Source organism: Micromonospora humi (assembly GCF_900090105.1).
Taxonomy (GTDB): Bacteria; Actinomycetota; Actinomycetes; order Mycobacteriales; family Micromonosporaceae; genus Micromonospora; species Micromonospora humi.
Genome location: NZ_FMDM01000005.1, coordinates 322058 through 339134 on the forward strand (window position 1 = coordinate 322058; position 17077 = coordinate 339134).

The following is a 17077-nucleotide window of genomic DNA, read 5'->3' on the forward strand; positions in this document are numbered from 1 at the left end:
GAGTTACTGATCGGTAACACCTGTCCGGAAGCGGGGCCAGCGAGCATGACCCACTACAAGAGCAACCTTCGGGACCTCGAGTTCAACCTGTTCGAGGTATTCGGGGCGGACCGGACGTTCGGCCAGGAGCCGTACACGGATCTGGACGTCGACACCGCCCGCAGCTTCCTCTCCGAGGTCGACCGCCTGTCCCGCGAGGACCTGGCCGCCAGCTACACGGACAGCGACCGCAACCCGCCGGTCTTCGACCCGGCGACGCACACCGCGCCCCTGCCGGAGTCGTTCAAGAAGTCGTACCAGGCGTTCATGGACTCCGAGTTCTGGCGCCTCGACCTGCCCGAGGCGCTCGGCGGCACGAACGCCCCGCGCGCCCTCTGGTGGTCGCTGGCCGAGCTGGTGCTCGGCGCCAACGCCCCGGTCTGGATGTACGCCTCCGGCCCGTCCTTCGCCCACGTGCTGCACGTCGAGGGCAACGAGGAGCAGAAGAAGTGGGCCCGACTGTTCATCGAGAAGCAGTGGGGCTCGACCATGGTGCTGACCGAGCCGGACGCCGGCTCGGACGTGGGCGCCGGCCGCACCCGGGCCGTCCAGCAGCCGGACGGCACCTGGCACATCGAGGGCGTCAAGCGCTTCATCACCTCCGGTGAGCACAACCTCAGCGACAACATCGTCCACTACGTGCTGGCCCGCCCGGTCGGCGTGGAGGGCGTCGGCGGCCCCGGCACCAAGGGCCTGTCCCTCTTCGTCGTGCCGAAGTTCCACTTCGACGCCGAGACCGGCGAGCTGGGCGAGCGCAACGGCGTCTACGCCACCAACGTCGAGCACAAGATGGGCCTGAAGGTCTCCAACACCTGCGAGGTGACCTTCGGCGAGCACGGCGTACCGGCCAAGGGTTGGCTGCTGGGCGACAAGCACGACGGCATCCGCCAGATGTTCATGATCATCGAGTACGCCCGGATGATGGTTGGCACCAAGGCCATCGCCACGCTCTCCACCGGTTACCTGAACGCGCTGGAGTACGCCAAGAACCGGGTGCAGGGCGCCGACCTCGTCCAGCAGGCCGACAAGACCGCCCCCCGGGTCACCATCACCCACCACCCGGACGTGCGCCGCTCGCTGCTCATGCAGAAGTCGTACGCCGAGGGCCTGCGCGCGCTGGTCTGCTACACCGCCGGCTGGCAGGACAAGGTCGCGATCGCCGAGGCGGCCGGTGACGAGAAGGCCACCAAGCTGGCCAAGCGGGTCAACGACCTGCTCCTGCCGCTGGTCAAGGGCGTCGGCTCGGAGCGGGCGTACGAGCTGCTCGGCCACGAGTCGCTCCAGACGTACGGCGGCTCCGGCTTCCTCCAGGACTACCCGCTGGAGCAGTACGTCCGGGACGCCAAGATCGACACCCTCTACGAGGGCACCACGGCCATCCAGAGCCTCGACCTGATCTTCCGGAAGATCGTCCGGGACAACGGCAAGGCCCTGATGGCGGTCGCCGGCGAGATCCAGGAGCACATCACCTCCGAGGCCGGCAACGGCCAGCTCAAGGAGGAGCGCCAGGCGCTCGGCAAGGCGCTCGCCGAGATCCAGAACATCCTCGGCGTGATGACCGGCTGGCTGGGCGAGGCCCAGGCCGGCGACGCCCGCGCGCTCTACAAGGTCGGCCTGAGCAGCCGCCGGTTCCTGCTCGCGATCGGCGACCTGGTGGTCGGCTGGCTGCTGCAGAAGCAGGCGGACGTGGCCCTGAAGGCGCTGGGCGGCGAGGTCTCCGCCACCGACAAGGCGTTCTACACCGGCAAGGTGGCCGCCGCCCGGTTCTTCGCCCGCGAGGTGCTGCCCCGCATCGGCGCGGACCGGCGGATCATCGAGGGCGCCGACCTGGAGATCATGGACCTTCCGGAAGAGGCCTTCTGATCCCGTTCCGACCCCGACGGCGGCCGGCGAGCACCCGCTCGCCGGCCGCCGTCGACAGCTCGCCCGGGTCCGGGCGGTAGGAGCCACAGGTGGACGACAGCGCAACCGCACCGGCCACCGGCGCCCAGCACACCGTCAGCGGGCGGCTGCTGCTGCGCGCGCCCACGGCCGCCGACCTGGCGGACGTCTTCCGGATCCACGGCGATCCCCGGACCAACCAGTTCAACCCGGCGGGGCCGCACACCGGCGTGGACGCCAGCGGGGAACTGCTCGACGAGTGGCTCGACCACTGGCGCCGGCACGGCTTCGGTTACTGGGCGGTGCAGTCCGCGTCGAGCGGTGAGGTGCTCGGCTTCGCCGGCGTCCGGCACGGGCAGTGGATCGGTCGTCCCATGCTCAACCTGTACTACCGCTTCGCCCCGCCGCACTGGGGTTGGGGCTACGCCACCGAGGCGGCACGACACGCCGTCGAGTGGGCCGCCACGCATGTGCCCGGCCCGCCCGTACTGGCTCGCACCACGGCGGACAACCTCCCGTCCATCCGGACGGCGCAGGCGGCTGGCCTGGTCCGGCGACCGGACCTCGACGCGACCCACGACGGGGTGCGAACGGTGGTGCTGGCCTCGCGCTGACGGTCACGGCCCCGCCGTTGGGCGGTGTCGACATCATGGCGAGGATTCACCCGCGTTGCCTGCCCGGGACGCCGGGCGGGTAGGCGGGCCGCAGGTGGGTAAGCGGCGGTCGGAGCTAGGACAGGGCACGCCCAAGGGCCACCGCACGGGGGAGTGCAGCGCACATGGGCATTGGCAGCGCCATCTTTCTCATCGCGCTCGGCGCGATCATGACCTTCGCCATCCGGGCCAACGTCTGGTGGATCGACCTGCGCGCGGTCGGCTGGGTCTTCATCCTGGCCGGGCTGGGCGTCCTGCTGACCACGCTGTGGTTCTGGCAGGACCGTCGCAAGCGGGCCCGCACCCTCATCGTGGAGGAGAACCGGCTCTCGCACCCGACCGCGATGATGCCGCCGCCACCCGACCCGCCCCCGCCCACGGCCCCACCCTCCTGACACCGCCCGCAGGTGGCTGCCGTACCCGCGCGTGGGTGTTAAGAAGGGGCCCCGCCTCTACCGGAGGCGTTAAGCGGGGGCCCCTCCTTGCACCTCAGCCGCGGGCGGTGTGGCGGGTGGTGAGGGGGGCGCGGGTGAGGGTGGGCCAAGGGGTGGTGGGGTGGTGCACCACGATGTCCGTGGTGCGCAGGCCGTCGGGATCCGCCTGATCCGGGGCGAGCAGCGCCGAGAGCAGCGAGATGCCCGGGTTGTGGGCGATCAGCAGCACCGTGCCGGCCGCCGGGTCGACGGCCCGGATCAGCTCCAGCAGCTCGTCCGGGTGCGCCTCGTACGCGGTCGGCTCGTAGCGCACGGCCGGTTTCGAGCCGGCCGGGCCGCCCTCCGCCGGGGAGCCGGTCATGCCCAACGCCACGCCGTGCCAGGTCTGCCGGGTACGCCGGGCCGGCGAGCAGAGCACCACGTCGGGCAGCAGCTCGTGCCGGGCCAGCCAGGCACCCGCCGCGGCGGCGTCGGCGTGACCACGGGCGGTCAGCGGCCGCTCCGCGTCGGATCCCTCCCGGGACTGCTCGGCCTTGGCGTGTCGCAGCAGCACCAACGTCCGCTGCCCGTTCCTGCCGTCCGTCATGCGCCCAGCTTGCCTGATTGACGATCAGAGCGCCTGGGTATGTCGATGCGTGCCGCTACCTCATCCATGGCCGCGGCGGGCAGGAAACGCCAGCAGGACGCCAAGGAGGCGACGTCATGGGCATCGGTGCCAGCATCTTCCTCATCGCGGTCGGCGCGATCTTCGCGTTCGCCGTCGACGCCAACCTGGGATGGCTGAACCTCAACGTGGTGGGCTGGGTGCTCATGCTCGCCGGGCTCGCCGGCCTGCTCACCACGCTCTACTTCTGGAACAGCCGTCGCCGCGTGGTCGCCGCGCCGGTGCGCGAGCAGGTCGTCGCGGAGCCGGTGGTGCCGGTGCAGGGCGACCGGGTCGTGCGCGAGGAGTACCGCGAGGTGCGCCGCCCGGGCTCGGGCTACCCGGCCTGACCCACCCCCGGACCCGAGGGCCCCGCAACGGCGCGGGGCCCTCGCGCACGTCCGGGGTCGGATCGGCGCCGAGGCGGTCAGGCGAACAACGCGAAGTAGATCGCGATGTGGTGGCAGATCGCCGCGACCAGCGTGCACGCGTGGAAGAACTCGTGGTGGCCGAAGACGGTCGGCCACGGGTTCGGCCGGCGGAGGGCGTAGAACACCGCGCCCACGCTGTAGATCGCGCCGCCGACGCTCAGCAGCACCAGCGCGGTGACGCCGCCGGAGTGCAGGATCTGCGGCAGCATCGCCACCGCCACCCAGCCGAGCGCCAGGTAGAGCGGCGCGGAGACCCAGCGCGGCGCGTGCGGCCAGATCATCTTGACCGCGACGCCTGCCAGCGCGCCGCCCCAGACCAGGCCGAGCATGATCGTGGCGTGCCGGGTGTCCAGCAGCAGCGCGCAGAACGGCGTGTAGGTGCCGGCGATGAACACGAAGATCATCGAGTGGTCCATCCGGCGCATGATCTGGTAGCCGCGCTCGGACCAGACCCGCCGGTGGTAGAGCGCGCTGGTGCCGAAGAGCCCGCACACGGTGAAGCTGTAGACAAGGCAGCTCACCAGTGGCGCCCACCCCGGTCGGGTGGCGGCGATCGAGCACAGCACGATGCCGCAGACGAGCGCGACGAAGAACGCGTACGCGTGGAGCCAGCCGCGCATGCGCGGCTTTCCGATGTCGACCGGCCGGAGCCGGAGCGGTGCGGAGGTGGTCACCTCATCAGGTTACGACACCGTAGGTTACTTGCAAGTAGTGTGGACCGTCACGCTTCGCGGCGCGAGGATGGCCGGATGCGGATCCGACCCGTCGGGGCGCACGCCCTGCTGCTCGACTGCGACGACGCCGACCAGGTCGAGGCGTGGCGCGCCGAGCTGTGGCGCCGCCGCGCGGCCGGCGACCTGGCCGCCGTCGACATCGTCCCGGCCGCGGTCACCGTGCTGCTCGACGGCGTGCCCGACCCGGAGCCGACCGCCGCCCGGATCGCCGGCTGGCAGCCGGGGGACACCGACGCCACCGCCGACACCGCCGAGGTCCGGGTGCCCACCGAGTACGACGGTGCGGACCTGCCGACCGTCGCCGGCCACTGGGGCGTGGACGTGCCGACCGTGGTCGACCGGCTGCGACGCACCGAGTTCCGGGTCGCGTTCTGCGGCTTCGCGCCCGGGTTCGCGTACCTCGCCGGGCTGCCGCCGGAGCTGGCCGTGCCGCGGCTCACCACCCCGCGTACCCGGGTGCCGGCCGGCTCGGTCGCGCTGGCCGGCCCGTACGCGGGCATCTACCCCGCCGTATCGCCCGGCGGCTGGCTGCTGGTCGGGCGGACCGGGATGACCCTCTTCGACGTGCGGGCCGACCCGCCGGCCCGGCTCACCCCCGGCACCCGGGTCCGGCTGGTGCCGGCGTCGTGATCGAGGTGCTGCGGGCCGGCGCGCTCACCACCGTGCAGGACCAGGGCCGGCCCGGCTGGGCCCACCTCGGCGTCCCCCGCTCCGGCGCTCTCGACCCGGCCGCGCTGCGCCTGGCCAACCGGCTCGTCGGCAACCCGGAGCACGCCGCCGGGCTGGAGATCACGGTGACCGGCTGCGTGCTGCGTCTCACCCGGGCGGTCACCGTCGCGCTCACCGGCGCCCCGGCCGACGTGCGCGTCGAGCATCCACCCCGCACAGGCTCGACAGCCAGCGGGCGCGTCCGGCGGCCCGGGGACGTGGGGCGACCGCTGTCGCTGCCGGCCGGAGCGGTACTGCGGATCGGGCCGGCCCACGTCGGGGTGCGGACCTGGCTGGCCGTCAGCGGCGGGATCGCGGTCGAGCCGGTGCTCGGCAGCCGCTCCACCGACACGCTCTCCGGCCTGGGCCCGCCACCGCTGCGCGACGGGGATCGGCTGCCCCTGGGCCCCCCGACCGGCCCGCCGCCGGTGGACCTCGTCATCGCCCGGCCGGTACCGACCGACCTGCGGCTGGTCGTGCGACCCGGCCCCCGGCGGGACTGGTTCGCCCCGGACGCGTTCGACCGGCTGCGCCGCGCCGCGTACACCGTCGGCACGGACAGCAACCGGGTCGGCGCGCGGCTCGCCGGCGCCGCCCTGCCCCGCGCGGTGGCCGGCGAACTGCCGAGCGAGGGCCTGGTGCTCGGCGCGGTGCAGGTGCCGCCGGACGGCCAGCCGCTGGTCTTCCTGGCCGACCACCCCACCACCGGCGGCTACCCGGTCATCGGGGTGGTCGACGACGTGACGCCGCTCGCCCAGGCCCGCCCGGGGACTACGGTGAGGTTCCATGGACCTCAACGCTGACCTCGGCGAGGGATTCGGCAGCTGGCGGCTCGGCGACGACGAGGCGCTGCTCGGGCTGATCAGCTCCGCCAACGTGGCCTGCGGCTTCCACGCCGGTGACGCGGCCACCATGCACCGGGTCTGTGCCGGCGCCGCCGAGCGCGGCGTCGCGGTCGGCGCCCAGGTCGGCTACCGGGACCTCGCCGGCTTCGGCCGCCGGCACATCGCCTACGACTTCGCCGAGCTGCGCGACGAGACGATCTACCAGCTCGGGGCGCTCGACGCGTTCTGCCGGCTCTACCGCACCCGGGTGCGCTACCTGAAGCCGCACGGTGCGCTCTACCACGCCGCCGCGTGCGACGAGGCGCAGGCGGCCGCGCTGGTGGCGGCGATCAGCGGCTACGACCACGAGCTGCCGGTGCTCTGCCAGCCCGGCACCGTGCTCGCGCAGCTCGCGGCCGGCGCCGGGCTGCGGGTGGTCGCCGAGGGCTTCGCCGACCGCAACTATCTGCCCAACGGCACGCTGATGCCCCGCAGCGCCGCGAACGCGCTGGTCACCGACCCGGACCAGGTCGCCGTGCGGGCGGTCCGGATGGCCGTCTCGCGGACCGTGGTCGCCGTTGACGGCAGCGTGGTCCCGTGCCCGGTGGAGTCGATCTGCCTGCACGGGGACACGCCGGGGGCGGTGCGCTGTGCCGAGCTGGTGCGCGCGGCGCTCGTCGACGCGGGGGTCACGCTCACTCCGTTCGCGTGAAAGGAGGGGCCCCCGCTTAACGCATTCTGCATAGCAGGGGGCCCCTCTTATCACTCGTCCAGGCCGCGCAGCACCAGGGGGAGGCGGGTGGCGCCGCCGGTGACCACCCGGACCGGTACGCCCCAGTCCTGGCGGGTCAGGTGGCAGGCGGCGTGCTCCACGTCGGCGTCGCAGGTGGCCGCCTGGGCGGTCACCTGGAGCACGCCCTGCGCCACGTCGCCGCTGACCACCAGCCGGCGGGACAGGTCGGTGGTCGTGCCCGCCCCCTCCACCAGCAGCTCCGGCGGGGACGCCGAGACCACCAGCCGGGTCGACGGCCCGTACGTCTCGTCCAGCTTCTGCCCCGGTGCCGGCGTGAAGATCACATCGAGCGTCAGCTCGCCGGCCGTCACGTCGGTCGGCTTGCGCTCCAGGCGATGCCTCGGCCCGGCCACCGTGTTCGCGCCGGCCGCGGTCAGCGCGCCCGGTGCCAGGCGGGTCAGCCGGTGCGCGGCCGACTCGACCACCAGCACCTCACCCTCGGCGGTGACCACCAGGTCGCTCGGCTCGGCCAACCCGTCGGCCACGGTCCCGACCTGGCCGGTCTCCGGATCGAATCGGCGCACCGCGCCGTTGTACGTGTCCGCGATCAGCACCGAGCCGTCGGGCAGCGCGCACACGCCCAGCGGGTGCTGGAGCAACGCCTGGTCGGCCGGACCGTCGACGTGGCCGAAGTCGAACAGGCCCTGCCCGACGGCGGTGTGCATCTCGCCGCCGGCGACCCACCGGATCGCGCTGGTCTCGCTGTCGGCCACCCAGAGCCGGGAACCGTCGGCCGACACCGACAGCCCGGAGGGCTGGGCCATCCAGACGTCCGGCAGCGGACCGTCCCGCAGCGCCTCGACCGTGGTGCCGGCGTACATGCCGGCGGTCCGCTTGATCGGGTCGAACCACCAGAGCTGGTGGATGCCGGCCATCGCCACCACCACCCGGTCGTCGTACCAGGCCACGTCCCAGGGGGAGGAGAGGTCGACCGCGCGGGCGTCGTGCGCGTGGTCGTCGACGGTCGAGCGCCACTGCCGCCCGGTGCCGGCCACCGTGACCACCTCGCCGGAGGACAGCCGTACGCCGCGCAGCAGGTGGTTGACCGTGTCCGCGACCACGACGTCGTAACCGGCCACCTCGGCCACGTGCGGAGGCAGCAGGCAGAGCCCCTGCGGCTCGGCGAAGGTGGCGGCGGTCGCCGGGCCGTCCGTCCGGCCACGCCCGCCCGCACCGATCCGGCGGAGCACCGTCTCCCCGTCCGGGGCCAGCTCGACCAGGGAGTGCCGGGCCGAGTCGGAGACCAGCAGGTTGCCGCCGTCGAGCGCGACGGCCTTGCCGGGGAAGCGCAGCGGCGTCCCGGGCTCGGGCGGCGGCACGTACGGGCCCTCGCCCCGGTGCAGGGTGCCCTTCGCCTCGTGCGTGGCGATCAGGTCGTCGACCAGCCGGGCCAGCCCTTCGGCGTGACCCTCGCCGGCCATGGTGGCGACCACGTACCCCTCGGGGTCGACGACCGAGAGCGTCGGCCAGGCCTTCGCCGCGTACTGCTGCCACATGTCCATCTCGGGGTCGTCGAGCACCGGGTGGTGCACGCCGTAGCGCTCGACGGCTGCGGCCAGCGCGTCCGGGTCCTTCTCGTGCTCGAACTTCGGCGAGTGCACGCCGATCACCACCAGCACGTCGCCGTACTTCTCCTCGAGCGGGCGCAGCTCGTCGAGCACGTGCAGGCAGTTGATGCAGCAGAAGGTCCAGAAGTCCAGCAAGACGATCTTGCCGCGCAGGTCGGCCAGTGTGACGGCCCGGCCGCCGGTGTTCAGCCAGCCGCGACCTCGCAGCTCAGGTGCCCGTACTCGTGCGCTCATCCCCCCATCGTGCCGCACCTCCCGTCGCACGGTTCGGGGACCGTCGGGTGAAGAGCCGCACACCCGCAGCGCGGAGCGCCCGCCCCGGGTGGGGACGGGCGCTTCCGCGGAGGTGCTACTGGCCGGCCGGCTTCAGGCAGAGGACCCGGTTGGTGCCACCACCCTGGAGGACGACAGTGGGCTGGGACAGGTCGGCGCACTTGTCCTTGTTGTCCACCTTCGACACGATGCTGAACGCGCCCTGCTCGTTGCAGTTCGTGGCCACGGCGGTCGTGCCGGACTGCTTGATGCACGAGCCGACCGCCGGGTCGAAGCCCGCCGGCTTGTCGTCGCCGTTGATCTTGCCCAGCAGCGTCAGCAGGCCGAGCGGAACGGCGAGGATGAGCACGGCCGCGACCAGCACGGCGGCGAGCACCCGGCCGTTGCGCACCTTCGGCGTGGGCGCCTCGGTCTGCGGCTCGGCGTCCGGCTTGAACGCGTCGAAGCGGCCCTGGTCCGAGTCGCCCGACGGGCCGTCGGACGACCAGGCCGGCGGCGCCTGCTGCGGCGGCGGCGGGAACGCGGGCGGGAAGCCGCCCGGCTCACCCGCCGGACCCTGACCGGGTACGGCGACCGAGGCGCGCCCACCGGCCGGCGGACCGTACGGGTCCGGCTGACCACCGGGGCCACCGAACGGGTCGGACCGGCCGGCGGGCCCGTGGAACGCGTCCTGGTGACCGCCGGGGCCACCGTACGGGTTCTGCTGGCCGCCCGGCGTGCCGAACGGGTCGCGCGGCCCACCGGACTGCTCCGCGTCGTGCGGGTGCACCCCGTTGGCCGGCCGGTTGTTGCCGGGCGGGTCGACGAAGGAGGGCACGCCGACCGGGAACGGGGGCGGGCCGGCCGGTGACGACGGCTCGGCGTATCCCCGCGGCTCGTCGTCGTGCCGCGACTGCGGCCCACCGAAGCCGGCCGGGCCGTCGTGACCGGGATAGCCATGTCCGCCGTGGTCCGGGTGGGACTGCGGCCCGGGATAGTCACGTCCGTGGTCCGGGTGGGACGGCGGCCCGGGGCGGTCACGTCCGTCGTCCGGCCGGGACTGCGACCGGGCGTAGCCGTGCCCGTCGTCCGGCCGGGACGGGGACCCGTCGTAGCCGTGCCCGTCGTCCGGCCGGGACGGGGACCCGTCGTAGCCGTGCGCGTCGTCGGGCCGGGACTGCGGCCCACCGAAGGCGGCCGGGCCGTCCTGGCCGGGATAGCCGGGCGCGTCGTCCGGGTCGTCGGTCTCCTCGGGCTCCGGTCGTGCCGGCCGGCCGTACACCCGGGGCTGTGGCGCCGGAGTGCCGGTCGGGTGCACCGGCTGGTCCGACGGCGGGGCGACGCGGCTGGCCACCGGCACCGACGCGCTGGCCGACACCGCCCCCGCCTCGGGCGTGGTACGCGGGCCGGGAACGACCGGGCCGGCCGGCGACTGCGGCTCCTCGTGGCCGGACCGGGCGGTGCCCCAGCCGGCGTCACCGCGGTCCGACTCGTACGCCTGGGGTTCCCGCTCGTCCGGCCCGAACTGCGCGGCCGGGTGGTCGGCGGGCGGCGAGGCGGCCAGGGCGGCGCCCGGCACACGCTGTCCCTGCGCGGGCAGCGGCACCGCGTTGCCGGGGGCGATGCCCGGCGCGGGTGCGGGCTGGTAGGCCGGGCCGTCCTCGGCCGGCTGCCAGCCGCGCGACGGTGCCGACTCGGCCTCGTCGGACCGACCCCACGCCTCGGCGGGGGACCACGGCTCGGCGTCCGGCACGGACGGGCGCTCGGGCGCCCGTTCTTCGGGGTTGCCGCCCCAGCCGGACGGCGCGTCGGGAGTCGGTACGGACGCGCTGGCCCGGGCCGGCGTCCCGGTGGCGCCCCAACCGGGCTGCGCCGGCTCGTCCGCCCGTCGTTCGGGCTCCCGCTGGGACGGCACGGCACCGCCGCCGTGCCAGTTGCCCGCCTGCTCGTCGGAGTCACGTCGGGGCAGCGCTCCGGCCGCGTTCCAGCCGCCGGCCTGCTCGTCGCCCTGGCGCTGCTGCGGCGCCGCGGCGCCGTTCCAGCCGGTGGCTCGGTGCTGCTCCGGCTCGCCCCAGGCGTTGGCCTGCGGCGCCTCGGCGGAAGCCGCCGCCCGGCCGCCCGCCGACCAGCCACCGGACCGGTCGGGATCGTCGTCCCGGGTGGACTCGTCCCAGCCGCCGGCCCGATTCTCGGTCTGCGGGGCCGGCCAGCCGCCGGAGCGCGCCGGGTCGTCCTGCTGCGGCCCACCGGCCGGGCTCCACCCGCCGGAGCGCTGCGGGTCGTCCTCGGAGCGACCGTCCTGGTCGGACTGCTCCGCAGTGGACCACGCCTGCTCCGGGTGGCGGACGGCACCGGGCACGGAGGCCTTGGCGGCGGCCCGGGCGGTCGGCTCGGCCGGTGGCCAGGTGGCGCCGCTCTGCTGGCCGGGCGGGGCCCAGGCCGGCTGCGTGTCGCGGGGTGTCCAGCCGCCGGAACGGTGGGGGTCGTCGGCCTGCTCGTCGCGGGGTGTCCAGCCGCCGGAGCGGTGGGGGTCGTCCGTCTGCGCGCCGGCCCCGACGGCCCAGCCGCCGGAGTGGCTCACGTCGTCGCCGTGCTGCCCGGCGCGAGCGGATCCACCGGGGTCCGCAGCGACCGGGGTGACCCAGGTCTCGTTCGGCACGGTGGCCGGCGCGGGGACGTAACCGGTGCCCCGCGTGCCCGCGTCCCCGGACTGCTCCCAGGCGGGTTGCTCGCCGGCCTGGCCGCCGCCCCAGGCGGGCCGGTTCTGCTCGGCGGCCCAGGCGGGTGGCGCCGGCTCGGCGGGGCTGTTCGGCGGTGCGGCGGCCCAGGACGGCGGCGTCGGACCGGTCCGCTCCGGGCCGGCCTGCTCGGCGGCCCACGCGGGTGCGCCCTGGCCGGGGGTGGCCCAGGCGGGTGCGCCCGACTCGGGGGCGCCCCAGGCGGGCTGCTGGCCGCGGCCGCCGGAGTCGGCGGGCGGGGGCACCTGGGCGCTGGCCCGGCCGGTGACCTGCTGACCCGCGGGCGGAGCCCAGGCGGGGGGTTGGTCGTCGGCCGCGGCCCAGGCCGGAGCCGACGGGGCGGGCCGGCCGGCCGGCGGGGGTGGGGCCCAGCCGAGGTCGGGCGTGCCGGGATACCCGTTGTCCTGCTGCGCCGGCTGATCGCCGTACGGCACCGGTCCGCCGGTGCCCGGCGACACCTCGCCCGGCTCCTGGCCGGGGCGGTGCGGAGCCTCGGACGTCATGGGTGCGCCTCCTCCATCACAGGTCGGCCGCCGATGCCGGTCGGGGACCGTCGGCATGGCTGCCGGCGTCGCCGGCGGGTACCGGCCGTGCGGGCTCCCCGCACCGTATCCGGTGGTCGCCCGGGGGCGCTCGGGGGAGCCTCGGCCGTCACCGAAAGTCACCGGTCGACGTCGATGGGTTTCGCTTTCCCGCGTCGGGCCGGAGGCAGCCGGTTGGCGACCGTGCCAACCGTACCGGGCGGTGCGGCGAGGTGGAATCCCGGTGCCGAACGACGCGGAACGCCGAAGCCCCGCCCGGCGTGCCGGGCGGGGCTTCGAACTGGAGGAGGTGAGAAAGGTCGGTGGCGTCAGCTCATGTGACGCTGGGCGATGGCGAGAAGCTCCTGGCGGACCGCGGGCGAGTTGGCGGAACGCAGGGCGTGCTCAATGGCACGGGCCCGGCGGTTGGCGTCGCGGCGGGTGCGGATTCGCTCGATCATGCTCATCTTGGGTCTCTCCTCCTGGCTATTCGGTTGTCAGCCCTTGATGTCTCTATTTAAGCGCACCACGACGCCGATTGCCATCGATTACAAGGTGAGCTGAGCCACCTGCCTAAGGATCGTAGGTCGACAGCCGTGCCGGGCCGACGATTTCGCCTCCCAACGGCAACGGCCGGTGTGCCGGGCGTTCACCCGTGGCACACCGGCCGTGGCCGGAACCGTGATAGGTCAGGTCCAGGCGAGCAGCGCCGCCTCCGGATCGGCCAGGAAGTCCCCCACGTCGCGCAGGAACTTCGAACCCAGCTCACCGTCGACGATCCGGTGGTCGAAGGAGAGGCCGAGCGTGGTGACCAGGCGCGGCTTGACCTTCCCCTTGTGCACCCACGGCTGCTCGCGTACCGCGCCGAAGGCCAGGATCGCCGACTCGCCCGGGGGCAGGATCGGCGTACCGGTGTCCACGCCGAAGACGCCGACGTTGGTGATGGTGAGCGTGCCGCCGGACATGTCCGCCGGGGACGTCCGCCCCGACTTCGCGGTCTGCACCAGCGCCGTCATCGCGTCCGCCAGCTCACGCAGCGAGAGCCGGCCGGCGTCCTTGATGTTCGGCACGATCAGGCCGCGCTCGGTGGCCGCCGCGATGCCCAGGTTGACGTACTCCTTCACCACGATCTCGTCGCCGGCCCAGGTCGAGTTGACCATCGGGTGGCGCTCGACCGCCAGCAGCACCGCCTTGGCGACCAGCAGCAGTGGCGACACCCTGACGTCGCGCCACTCGCGTCGGTCGCGGAGCCGGTCCAGCGCCTTCATCGACCGGGTCACGTCGACGGTGAGGAACTCCGTCACGTGCGGGGCGGTGAACGCCGACCGGGCCATGTTCTCCGCGGTCAGCTTGCGTACCCCCTTGACCGGGATGCGCTGCTCGCGGTCCGCGCCGAAGCTCGCGACCGACGCGGCCGGGGCCGCGACCGTCAGCGGCTCGGCCGCCGCCGGGGTCCCGCTCGCCGCCCGCTGTACGTCCTCGCGGGTGATCGAGCCCAGCGGACCGGAACCGGTCAGCGTGGCCAGGTCGACCCCGAGGTCCTTGGCGAGCTTGCGGACCGGCGGCTTGGCCAGCACCGGACCGGTGACCCGGCCGTTGCCGTTCATCGCCGGAGCGGGCGCGATCGGAGCCGGAGCCGGCACGGGAGCGACCGGCGCCGCCGTCGCCTGCGCCGGCACGTCACCCTTGCGGGCCCGGCGCTTGGCCGGCGCGTTGCGCGGGCCGTAGCCGACCAGCACGGCGGTACGCCCACCCGGGGCGGCGCCGCCGATCAGGCCCGGCTCGACCATGCCCTCGGCCGGCGCGACCTCCACCGCGGCCAGCGACGCGGCCGACGGGGTCGGCAGCGCCTCGGCCGGCGCGCCGGTCGTGGACTGCTCCAGCGGCCCGGCGTTCGGGTCGGTGTCGATCGCGATGATCGGCACGCCGACCTCGACAGTCGAACCCTCCGGGTGGAAGATCGCCTGCACCCGGCCGGCCCACTTCGCCGGGATCTCCACCGCCGCCTTCGCGGTCTCCACCTCGACGATCGGCTGGTTCAGCTCAATGTCGTCGCCCACCTTGACCAGCCAGGCGAGGATCTCGCCCTCGGTCAGGCCCTCGCCCAGGTCGGGCAGGTTGAACTCCTTGACCCGTGACATGCCGCTCACCAGCCGAAGGTGCGGTCGACGGCGTCGAGCACCCGGTCGAGGTCGGGCAGGTACTCCTCCTCCACCCGGGCGGCCGGGTAGGGGATGTCGAAACCGGTCACCCGCAGCACCGGGGACTCCAGGGAGTAGAAGCACTCCTCGGTGATCCGGGCCGCGACCTCCGAGCCGAGGCCCAGGTTGCCCGGGGCCTCGTGCACGACCACGCAGCGGCCGGTGCGCTTCACCGACTCGTACGCGGCGGTCAGGTCCAGCGGCGAGAGCGTCCGCAGGTCGACGACCTCCAGCTCCCGGCCGTCCTCGGCGGCGGCGGTGGCCGCGTCCAGCGCCGTGCGCACCATCGGGCCGTACGCCAGCACGGTGGCGTCCGTGCCGGGCCGCGCGACCCGCGCGCTGTGCAGCGGGTACGCGTCCGCGAGCGGGGCGTCCAGGTCGACCGGACCCTTCTCCCAGTAGCGCCGCTTCGGCTCCAGGAAGACGATCGGGTCGTCCGAGGCGATCGCCTGCTGGATCATCACGTACGCGTCCTGCGGGTTCGCGCAGGTCACCACCTTCAGGCCGGCGGTGTGCGCGAAGTAGGCCTCGGGCGACTCGGAGTGGTGCTCGACCGCGCCGATGCCACCGCCGTAGGGGATCCGGATCACCATCGGGATCCGCACCTTGCCCTGCGAGCGGTAGTGCATCTTGGCCACCTGCGACACGATCTGGTCGTACGCCGGGTAGACGAAGCCGTCGAACTGGATCTCGCAGACCGGCCGGAAACCCCGGATGGCCAGGCCGACCGCGGTGCCGATGATGCCGGACTCGGCGAGCGGGGTGTCGATCACCCGCTGGTCGCCGAAGTCCTTCTGCAGGCCGTCGGTGATGCGGAACACGCCGCCCAGCTTGCCGACGTCCTCGCCCATGATGACGACCTTCGGGTCGTTCTCCAGGGCCCGCCGCAGGCCGGTGTTGAGCGCCTTGCCGAGGGTGAGCGTCTCCGTGGCCATCAGTGCGCGCTCCCCTCGAACGACTCCATGTACTGCGAGAACCGGGCCCGCTGCTCGTCCAGCTCGGCGGAGCCGTGCGGGTAGACGTGGTCGAACATGCTGACCGGCTGCGGGTCGGGCATGTTGAGCACCCGCTCGCGCAGGTGCACCGACTCGGCGCGGGCCTGCTCGTCGATCTCGGCGAAGAACGACTCGTTGACGATCTGCTGCTTGAGCAGGAACGCCTTCATCCGGGCGATCGGGTCCTTGGCCTGCCAGGCCTCGACCTCGCTGGCGATCCGGTAGCGCGTCGGGTCGTCGGAGGTGGTGTGCGCGCCCATCCGGTAGGTGTACGCCTCGATCAGCGACGGGCCCTGGCCGTTGCGCGCGGTGTCCAGCGCGTGCCGGGTCACCGCGTACGAGGCGAGCACGTCGTTGCCGTCCACCCGGACGCCGGGGAAGCCGAACCCGCCGGCGCGCCGGTAGAGCGGGACGCGGGTCTGCCGCTCCAGCGGCTCCGAGATGGCGTACTGGTTGTTCTGGCAGAAGAAGACCAGCGGCGCGTTGAACACGCTGGCCCAGACGAACGACTCGTTGACGTCGCCCTGGCTGGTGGCGCCGTCGCCGAAGTAGGCGATCACCGCCTCGCCGTCCTCGCCGCCGGTCTTGCCGTCCATCGCGACGCCCATGGCGTATCCGGTCGCGTGCAGGGTCTGCGCCCCGATCACGATCGTGTACATGTTGAACTTGAACTCGTTCGGGTCCCAGCCGCCCTGGTCGACGCCGCGGAACAGGCCGAGCGGCATGATCGGGTCGATGCCGCGGCAGTAGAGCACGCCGTGTTCCCGGTAGGTCGGGAAGGCCATGTCCTGCGCGCGCAGCGCCCGGCCGGAGCCCACCTGCGCGGCCTCCTGGCCCAGCAGGCTGGCCCACAGGCCCAGCTCGCCCTGGCGTTGCAGGGCGGTCGCCTCGGCGTCGAGCTTGCGGACCAGGACGAGGTCCCGGTAGAGCCCGCGGTATTCCTCGTCGGTGAAGTCGACGCGGTACTCGGTCCCGTCCGGACCGAGCGCGGTCTCGATCCGCTCGCCCTCCGGGGTGAGCAGCTGTACGAGTTCCGGTTCGCCGGTCGCGGCGGCGCGCCTGGTACGGGGTGCGGCCCGCTTGCTGCGGGTGGCGCCCCCGGGGTCGCCCTTTGCCATCCGTCTCTCCCTGTCTGTCTGCGCCGCGCCGGGGGTGACCCGAGCCGCGCACGTCGTGCGCCCGCCCGGCAGGTGCCGGGTCGGTCCCTGGCGGCCGCGCCATAGCCCCGGTGAGGGTTGCCGCGCGGCGTGAGCCGGGGTCCGTCGGGGGACCCAGGCCCGGGAGCGCCGGCGCCGTTCCGCACCAGCCGCGGGGTGCGCGGAGGTGTCGGCTGCGTTGCCGTCGTGCCTGAATGATTGCAGAGGAGGTGAGCGGGCCCACAGTATGGCCTCCCCCACCGGTGAGGTTCCATCGGGTTCGTGGGCTCATGGACGCTTTTGTCGGATAGGCCGTGCGGGACGGTCGGACAAATTGTGTGTCGACACGCCGTCGTGGCTGGTGAACTGAGCGTCACTGGGTCAAGCTGACGGGGAGCCATTGCGCGGCATTTGTCCGTTATTCGCGCGTGCTCGTCCCGCCCCGTCGACACGTACGAGGAGTGTGCCGGTGTCCGAGCCAGAGGGTCCTCCCGGTGCTCCCTTCCTCGGCCGGCACCGGGCGACG

The 17077-nt window shown here is 73.8% G+C and carries 15 protein-coding genes; 7 read left to right on the forward strand and 8 right to left on the reverse strand.

Going from position 1 to position 17077, the window contains the following annotated elements:
• Positions 1-45 precede the first annotated feature (45 nt).
• The 3 genes from GA0070213_RS12255 to GA0070213_RS12265 all read left to right on the forward strand — a co-directional run bounded on the left by GA0070213_RS12255 (position 46) and on the right by GA0070213_RS12265 (position 2968).
• Positions 46-1902, forward strand: coding sequence for an acyl-CoA dehydrogenase (locus tag GA0070213_RS12255; protein ID WP_091062070.1), 1857 nt, complete (start codon positions 46-48; stop codon positions 1900-1902).
• An 89-nt stretch (positions 1903-1991) separates the two neighbouring features.
• Positions 1992-2534 carry a GNAT family N-acetyltransferase gene (locus GA0070213_RS12260; protein WP_091062072.1) on the forward strand — a complete coding sequence of 181 codons (543 nt, stop codon included), beginning with the start codon at positions 1992-1994 and terminating at the stop codon, positions 2532-2534.
• Between the two features lie 164 nt (positions 2535-2698).
• On the forward strand, positions 2699-2968 hold the full coding sequence (locus tag GA0070213_RS12265; RefSeq protein ID WP_013283345.1) for a DUF6458 family protein: 270 nt from the start codon (positions 2699-2701) through the stop codon (positions 2966-2968).
• A gap of 94 nt (positions 2969-3062) precedes the next feature.
• On the opposite strand, the gene GA0070213_RS12270 is transcribed toward GA0070213_RS12265, so the two are convergent.
• Entirely contained in the window at positions 3063-3593 is a 531-nt protein-coding gene (locus GA0070213_RS12270; protein ID WP_091062074.1) for a SixA phosphatase family protein, read from the reverse strand.
• A gap of 116 nt (positions 3594-3709) precedes the next feature.
• Here GA0070213_RS12270 and GA0070213_RS12275 point away from each other — a divergent pair, with 116 nt between their 5' ends.
• Complete coding sequence (locus GA0070213_RS12275; protein WP_091062077.1) at positions 3710-4000, forward strand: DUF6458 family protein; 291 nt, start codon at positions 3710-3712, stop codon at positions 3998-4000.
• 77 nt (positions 4001-4077) lie between these two features.
• Here GA0070213_RS12275 and trhA read toward each other — a convergent pair whose 3' ends face one another.
• Positions 4078-4755 carry a PAQR family membrane homeostasis protein TrhA gene (trhA, locus tag GA0070213_RS12280; protein WP_091062079.1) on the reverse strand — a complete coding sequence of 226 codons (678 nt, stop codon included), beginning with the start codon at positions 4753-4755 and terminating at the stop codon, positions 4078-4080.
• 75 nt (positions 4756-4830) lie between these two features.
• Between trhA and GA0070213_RS12285 the strand changes: the two genes are divergently transcribed.
• The 3 genes from GA0070213_RS12285 to GA0070213_RS12295 are packed head-to-tail and all read left to right on the forward strand — an operon-like array spanning position 4831 to position 7059.
• Positions 4831-5445, forward strand: coding sequence for a 5-oxoprolinase subunit B family protein (locus tag GA0070213_RS12285; RefSeq protein ID WP_091062081.1), 615 nt, complete (start codon positions 4831-4833; stop codon positions 5443-5445).
• A complete protein-coding gene (locus tag GA0070213_RS12290) occupies positions 5340-6326 on the forward strand; it encodes a 5-oxoprolinase subunit C family protein (protein ID WP_425412821.1) in 987 nt (328 codons plus the stop codon). The genes GA0070213_RS12285 and GA0070213_RS12290 overlap by 106 nt, the downstream gene beginning before the upstream one ends.
• Positions 6310-7059 carry a LamB/YcsF family protein gene (locus GA0070213_RS12295; protein WP_091062085.1) on the forward strand — a complete coding sequence of 250 codons (750 nt, stop codon included), beginning with the start codon at positions 6310-6312 and terminating at the stop codon, positions 7057-7059. Before GA0070213_RS12290 ends, GA0070213_RS12295 begins: the two co-directional genes overlap by 17 nt.
• Positions 7060-7109: 50 nt before the next feature.
• Here the strand turns inward: GA0070213_RS12295 and GA0070213_RS12300 are convergent, their stop codons facing one another.
• From GA0070213_RS12300 to pdhA, 6 genes are all read right to left on the reverse strand, one after another.
• Positions 7110-8942, reverse strand: a complete 1833-nt coding sequence (locus tag GA0070213_RS12300) for an NHL domain-containing thioredoxin family protein (RefSeq protein WP_091062087.1) — start codon at positions 8940-8942, stop codon at positions 7110-7112.
• A 115-nt stretch (positions 8943-9057) separates the two neighbouring features.
• On the reverse strand, positions 9058-12201 hold the full coding sequence (locus GA0070213_RS12305; protein WP_091062089.1) for a hypothetical protein: 3144 nt from the start codon (positions 12199-12201) through the stop codon (positions 9058-9060).
• A 347-nt stretch (positions 12202-12548) separates the two neighbouring features.
• Positions 12549-12686: a hypothetical protein gene (locus GA0070213_RS31500; RefSeq protein ID WP_175441309.1), complete on the reverse strand. Its 138-nt coding sequence runs from the start codon at positions 12684-12686 to the stop codon at positions 12549-12551.
• A gap of 222 nt (positions 12687-12908) precedes the next feature.
• Positions 12909-14360 (reverse strand): dihydrolipoamide acetyltransferase family protein, encoded by a 1452-nt coding sequence (locus GA0070213_RS12310; protein WP_091062091.1) that lies wholly within the window; start codon positions 14358-14360, stop codon positions 12909-12911.
• Positions 14361-14365: 5 nt separating this feature from the next.
• Complete coding sequence (locus tag GA0070213_RS12315) at positions 14366-15355, reverse strand: alpha-ketoacid dehydrogenase subunit beta (protein ID WP_091062093.1); 990 nt, start codon at positions 15353-15355, stop codon at positions 14366-14368.
• Positions 15355-16533, reverse strand: coding sequence for a pyruvate dehydrogenase (acetyl-transferring) E1 component subunit alpha (gene pdhA, locus GA0070213_RS12320; RefSeq protein WP_091062095.1), 1179 nt, complete (start codon positions 16531-16533; stop codon positions 15355-15357). Before pdhA ends, GA0070213_RS12315 begins: the two co-directional genes overlap by 1 nt.
• Positions 16534-17077: the final 544 nt, after the last annotated feature.